Here is a 6,396-nt window from a genome sequence, read left to right on the forward strand (position 1 = left end):
TTATGCCGACCGATCGGGGACGGCCGCCCCGCTCACCAGGGCCCACCGGACACGGTCGGCATAACCCGACGCACGGCATAAGCCGACGACTGGCTGCTGGGATTCGCCGGTCCCAAGCGCGAGGCCGAGGAGATCAAGTCGAAGATACGGACATTCCTCCGCGACGAGCTCAAGCTGGAACTGTCCGAACCCAAGACGCTGATCACTCACGCCGCCACCCAGGCGGCGCATTTCCTCGGCTACGAGATCCGAGTTCAACACGCTGATACCAAGATCACCCGGCATCGTCGGGCGGTCAACGGCGCCATCGGACTCTTCGTGCCCCGACAGGTGATCAGGCAGAAGTGTGCGCTCTACATGAGCAAGGGACAGCCCGCTCAGCGAGGCCCGTTGCTTCACGATGAAGACTTCACCATCGTCGCGAAGTACCAGGCCGAGTTCCGAGGGCTGGTCCAGTACTACCTCCTCGCCCAGGACGTGTTCCGCCTGGGCCGACTCCAGTGGGTCATGGAGACGTCAATGCTGAAGACGCTGGCCGGGAAACACCGGTCGACGGTCACGAAGATGTCCCGGAAGTACAAGAACACCATCGAGACACCCGACGGACCGCGCCGCTGCATTCAGGTCACTGTTCCCCGCGACGAGGGGAAGAAGCCACTGGTCGCCCGCTTCGGCGGGATCCCGCTCAAACGACAACGCACGGCCGTTCTTACTGACATCCGGCCGGTCATGGCCAGCATGAAGCGCAACGAGCTGATCCACAGGCTCCTCGCCGAATGCTGCGAGATCTGCCAGGCGCGGACGAACCTTGAGGTTCACCATGTCCGCAAACTCGCTGACCTCAACCGGCCCGGACGCCGGGACAAACCCGCATGGGTCCATCTGATGGCGATGCGACGGCGCAAGACCCTTGTGATCTGCCGTCGCTGCCATGAAGACATCCACGCGGGGCGTCCCACCGCAGTACTACGGATGTGATCACTGGAGAGCCGGATGCCTGGAAATCGGGCCCGTCCGGTTCGGGAAGGGGCCGTCGGAAAAGGACCCGCGCCACGGGCACCTCGTCGGCGGCCTACTTCACTCGGCGAGAGGTCCGGGGAAACGCGCCGGGAGCAATCCCGGCACCGCGCCCCGGGCCTACTCAGCGACGAGGCCCGGCAGTCGATGACTCCGCCGCGCGCCAGGACCTGGGGTCACAAGGGCAGCACCTCGGTCGTCCGAGTACGCGGACGGGGGTCGGGCCGAGTCTCGATGGCAGGAAGGACTACCGCGACCTGATCATCCGCGCCCGTTTGCAGTGAAGCGTAAGATTAGTCGGCTTTCGACGTTTTCGTTTGATCGTCGTGTGGGTCGCTCGGGCGGGTGATGCGGCGTCATCTGGCTGCGCGGGCTGGGGATAGCAGAGAAGCATCGGCGGTGCTTTCGTCTCCTCCGGGGGAGGGACCCGCCGATGCTTCAAGACCCGACCGTACCCGCCGCACCAACTCCAGCGCGGCGACCAGCGACGCGGGGAACTTCACCACGCCAACATTCCGCACCTTCGCCGCGCTGGTCACAGGGCTGATCGCGCAGACGGGGCGGGGTACGGTGACCGGGGATGCTCAGTGGTGCGGGGCTGACGCGGGCCTGGTCCCACGACCGCGCCCACGCCTTCTTCTCCCGCGCCCACTTGACCCCGGGCATCCTGGGCGTATCCCTGTCCCACCTGATCGTGCGGCGCCTGCTGCCCGAGGGCGCGGTGCTGACGGTCGCGGTGGACGACACACTGTTCAAACGGCGTGGCAAGTAGGTGTTCGGTGCGGCCTGGCAGCACGACGGCGCGGCCACGGGCTCAAGCCGGTCGGACCGGGACCTGCTTCGTCGTAATCGGTCTGGTCGTCGAGCTGCCCTTCCTGCCCCGGTCGGTCTGCCTGCCGGTGATGGCCCGGCTGTGGCGTCCCAAGCAGGAGCTGAGCAAAGTCGACCTCGCCCCGTCCATGCTCCGTCTGCTGGCCGCCTGCCATTGGGGCCGGCGCATTCACATCTTCGCGGACGCCGCCTAATGGGGCTGTAAGGGCACCGGACGGGAGACCTGGACGTAGCCGCCAGAGACGGGATCTCCAGTGGTAGACGGGTCCAAGTCCGGTGCTTCTTCAGATTCGTAGGAGGTGGCGTTGGTGGAGCGAGAATCGCGTGGGGACGTTCGGGACGGCGAGGTTGTCCTGGAAGCCTGTGAGGTTGAGCGGCTGGTCAATGTCCTGGACCGGTTGGACGACTGGCTGTCGCACGCTCAGCCGGACACTTTGGAGGACATGGTCGAGTTCCTCGGCCCCGCACGCCTGGGCCGCACCGCGGCGGAGGGCATCGTCGAGGTGCTGGACTTCTACTCGGCTGAACTGAATCGGCGACTTCGGTCGGCACAGACACAGGTCGACGGCTGACCGGAAGCCTCGCGGGTACCGCTGACCAGACACCCGGGGTCTCGAACCCCTGAGGAAGAGGGCGGGCCCGTGGGCCATGTCGTGGACGACGGCGGCAGTGCGATGCCCATTCCACACCGCGGCCGCCGAGCCGCCCATCGTGACTGGTGCGCTCGCACCGCCGTCCACGACGTAACCGGTCAGATGATCGGATCGTTGCAGTTTGTGGTCCGAGCCGCCCGCAGGGGTCACCTCTCACTTCGCCGGGAGCCTTCGAGCTCCTGTCCATGACGGAGGGCCCTGCGGGTCGCTGGGGTCACGAACGACTGATCGGATGACGGGCCATCGAGCCCTGCCATTAGGGAGACGCGTGCCCCGCACGGCTGTGACCAGCCACGACGAAAACCGCGACCGAGACGGAGTCGACCATCATGAGCATAGGAGTGACCTGCGGCATCGACTGGGCCAGCGACCACCACGACCTCGCCCTGATCGACCACGCAGGGGAACTGTTAGCCAAGGCCCGGATCAGCGACGACGCCCAGGGCCTGCAACAACTGCTTGATCTGCTCGCCACACACGGCGACAGCAAGCAGGCTCCCATTCCCGTGGCCATCGAGACCTCCCGCGGTCTGCTGGTGGCCTGCCTACGGGCGACCGGCCGCCCGGTCTATGCGATCAACCCCCTCGCCGCCGCCCGCTACCGCGACCGCCACGCGGTCTCCCGCAAGAAGTCCGACCACCTGGACGCCATGGTCCTGGCCAACATCCTGCGCACCGATGCCGCCGCCCACCGCACCCTGCCCGCAGACAGCGAACTCGCCCAAGCCGTCGCCGTCCTGGCCCGCGCCCAGCAGGACGCCGTCTGGGACCGCACCCAGGCCGGCAACAAACTCCGCTCCCACCTACGCGAGTACTACCCCGGCCTCCTGTTGGCAGTCCACGACCTGCGCGACGGCCTCGCCTCGCCCCTTGCCCGCACCCTGCTTGCCGCCGCACCCACCCCTGCCCAGGCCGCCAAGCTCACCTGCCCCCAACTGCGCGCCCTGGTCAAGAAGGCCGGCCGCAAGCGCGGCATCGAGGCCGAGGCCGACCGGCTCCACGCCGTCCTGCGCGTCCCGCAAATGCGTCAACTGCCGCAGATCGAAAAAGCCATGGGCACCAAGACCCTGGCCCTGCTCAGACAGCTCGAGGCGGCCTGCACCAGCGCGGACGAGCTCGCCGCGGCCGCGGTGGAGTCTTTTGAGAAGCACCCGGACGCCGAGATCATCACCAGCTTCCCAGGGCTCGGCTCCCTCACCGGCGCCCGGGTGCTCGCCGAGATCGGCGACGACCGATCCCGCTTCGCCGACGCACGCTCACTCAAGGCCTACGCCGGGGCCGCACCGGTCACCCGGGCGTCCGGCAAGAGCGTCTCGGTCCAGGCACGCCGCGTCAAGAACCAGCGTCTGGCCGCCGTCGGCTACGTCTGGGCCTTCTCCGCCCTGACCGCTTCACCCGGCGCCAGAGCCCACTACGACCGGCGACGCAAAGCCAAAGACCGCCACACCGCCGCCCAACGCAACCTTTTCAACCGCTTTCTCGGCTGCCTCCACCACTGCTTGACCCAGCGCATCCACTACGACGAAGCGACCGCCTTCCCCACCCTCTGCCAGAAACCCGAGGCCGCTGCCGCTTGACAGATCAACCGCATCGGATGTCTACCACGGCAAAGCGCTCCGGAATCTGCCCGGCATCTGCACCTTCACCACCCGGCTGCCCGCCTCCGCGGGGCTGTACGACCTGCCCCCGCCACGCACCGGCCGACGCGGCTGACCCGCGCTCAAGGGCACCGCCTGGGCACGCCGAGGGAATGATCTCCGGCAGGCCCGACACCACCCGCCGAGAGACATCCGGCAGGGGAGCTCGTCCGGCCAGGCCACGCCGCAGGTGTAGTCCCCGCTGGGCGTCCTTACACCCGGGACGACGCCCCCCTTGGAGACCTGAGCGGGTGGAGGCCGGACTTCGGGTCCGTCCAGGATGTCGCAGAGACTCTGTAGATCGACGACGCAAGCGACATCGTCCAGTTGGGTGGGGCTGGACCGGACCGGCCGGGTCTGGCGTGACAAGGCGTACGCGTTCGTGGTGGAGCGCGGGCCGCAGGTCGAGGCCGTGGCCGCCCCACTCGCGACTGCCGGGACGTTCACGGTGAGCAGATTGTCAGAATCATGTGCTTCGGACCATGATCAGGGCACATCCAGGGCACATGGGGGCGAGAATCACAGCGATCCCATGAGAATCGCTGAGGGTAGTTTCTGCACGTCAGAGGCCATCCCGGGGGGTCGGCGCAGGTCAGAGCAGGTGCGTGGAACGTTCCGCTTCAACGTGTGAGCGGATGAAATAACACCACGTCGCTGACGTGGCAAACATGCAGTTCAGAAGGGGTCGACTCCTCCGCGAGCCGGCCCTTAGTTTTTCCGGCTCTTCGGTCGCTTCCGTGGGTGGTCTTATGTGGCTTGACGGCCCGGTAGCTGGGGGCGGTGTCCGCCGAGGCTGAGCATGGCGAGGGCGATAAGGGCGTTGGCGTCCTTGAAGCCGAAGGCCATGCGGGTGATGAGTCGGATCTTGGTGTTCATGCTCTCGACCAGGCCGTTACTCAGTCCGTGATCGGCGGCTGCGGTGATGGCGTCCCAGTGCTTGACGATGGAGCGCTGGAGCTTCACGAAGGGCTCCAGGCGGCTGCGCCGTGCCCACAGCACCCAGTCCCACAGGGCCTGGGCGGTTTCCTGGCCCTGCTTGAGTGCCATCCTCAGACCCTCCTTGAGTAGGTAGGCGCGGTGCAAGACCGGGTGGGCTTTGGCGATGAAGGCGAGTTGGGCCTGCTGGCCGGTGGTGAGGTCCTCGGGGTTCTTCCACAGGGCCCAGCGGGCCTTCTTCAGGGACTTCGACCCGGCAGTGGCGCGGCCATTGCCGCCGCGCTCGTCGTTCCACACCTGACGGCGGACCGCGTCGAGGGCGTCGGTGGCCCACTGAACCGTGTGGATGGGGGTACCCCCGGGCGGAGCCTGGGGGAGGATCCATGACGCGCACGCGTTCGGGCAGTGCTCGGCGACCACGGTGGCGATCCACCCGGCGGCGTCCGCGCTGACATGCGTGATCTTCCTGGAGCGTTCCTCGCCGAGCAAGTCGAAGAACTTCCGCAGGGTGGCCTTGTCCCGCCCGGGAGCCGCCCACACCAGACGTCCTGACGCGTGGTCAACGACGATGGTGAGGTACTTGTGGTGGCGCTTGTAGGAGATCTCGTCGATCCCGATCCGGCGCAGGCCCGCCAGCCGGTCGACACGTTCCTCGACCTCGGCCCACACCCGGGAGCAGATGGCCCCGACGGTGCGCCAGCCGATCCGCATCAGATGGGTGATCGCGGTCTTGGAGCAATGCGTGGCCAGCCAGGCCACGGTGTCGTCGAAGGGCAGGGTGTGGCCGGCGCCGTGCCGGGCCCAGGGCACTGCGGCGACCGTCACGCCGTGCTCGGGGCAGGACACCCTCGGCGCGTCTGCCTCGATCACCGCCTGGAGGGTGCCCAGGTCCAGCGCCCGCCAGCGTCGGCGGCCCTCACCGTTGTCGTACCTGGCACATCGGCGCTGACAGATCCCGCACCGCTGACGACGCCCCTTCGCCGGGCGGGCGTGCACCACCATCAGCACATCCTCCGGGCCGTCCTCGCCCGCATCGGGCTCCTCGGCCTCCACGAGCTCGATCACGGTCTTTCGACACCGAGCAGCCGAGTCCATATCCTTGTAGATCGCACGCCGTATCCAGGTTCTTCCGTTTCGTTCTTTCGCAAGCCGAAACGTACCCCGGGTACGGCGTGTTGTGTGTATCAGGCCTGGTCAACGACCCACGGAAGCGACAGGGGAGCCGTTTTTCCCCGGCTGGGATGGTGCTGGGATAGCTGAATCCATCAGCTGTTCGCCCCGCCTGGAGAGCGTCGAGAATGGTACGTTATTAGGTACCACTT

At 67.2% G+C, this 6,396-nt stretch carries 4 protein-coding genes and 3 pseudogenes; 6 read left to right on the top strand and 1 reads right to left on the bottom strand.

Annotation, left to right across the window (positions count from 1 at the left end; genetic code table 11):
* Positions 1-81: 81 nt before the first annotated feature.
* The 6 genes and pseudogenes from EFK10_RS00635 to EFK10_RS00660 form a co-directional block, all read left to right on the top strand.
* Positions 82-978, top strand: a pseudogene (locus EFK10_RS00635) (group II intron reverse transcriptase/maturase); the annotation flags it as partial.
* A gap of 159 nt (positions 979-1,137) precedes the next feature.
* Positions 1,138-1,260: pseudogene (locus EFK10_RS53720) on the top strand (IS630 family transposase); the annotation flags it as partial.
* A 337-nt stretch (positions 1,261-1,597) separates the two neighbouring features.
* Entirely contained in the window at positions 1,598-1,789 is a 192-nt protein-coding gene (locus tag EFK10_RS00645; protein WP_127353842.1) for a hypothetical protein, read from the top strand.
* Between the two features lie 7 nt (positions 1,790-1,796).
* Positions 1,797-2,042 (top strand): hypothetical protein, encoded by a 246-nt coding sequence (locus tag EFK10_RS00650; protein ID WP_127353843.1) that lies wholly within the window; start codon positions 1,797-1,799, stop codon positions 2,040-2,042.
* Between the two features lie 114 nt (positions 2,043-2,156).
* A complete protein-coding gene (locus tag EFK10_RS00655) occupies positions 2,157-2,420 on the top strand; it encodes a hypothetical protein (RefSeq protein ID WP_127353844.1) in 264 nt (87 codons plus the stop codon).
* Positions 2,421-2,830: 410 nt separating this feature from the next.
* Positions 2,831-4,078 (top strand): IS110 family RNA-guided transposase, encoded by a 1,248-nt coding sequence (locus EFK10_RS00660; protein WP_164835747.1) that lies wholly within the window; start codon positions 2,831-2,833, stop codon positions 4,076-4,078.
* Between the two features lie 807 nt (positions 4,079-4,885).
* Here EFK10_RS00660 and EFK10_RS00665 read toward each other — a convergent pair.
* Positions 4,886-6,186 (bottom strand): annotated as a pseudogene (locus tag EFK10_RS00665) (ISL3 family transposase).
* Between the last annotated feature and the right edge of the window lie 210 nt (positions 6,187-6,396).

This window comes from Streptomyces soli (genome assembly GCF_003999195.1).
Classification (GTDB): Bacteria; Actinomycetota; Actinomycetes; order Streptomycetales; family Streptomycetaceae; genus Actinacidiphila; species Actinacidiphila soli.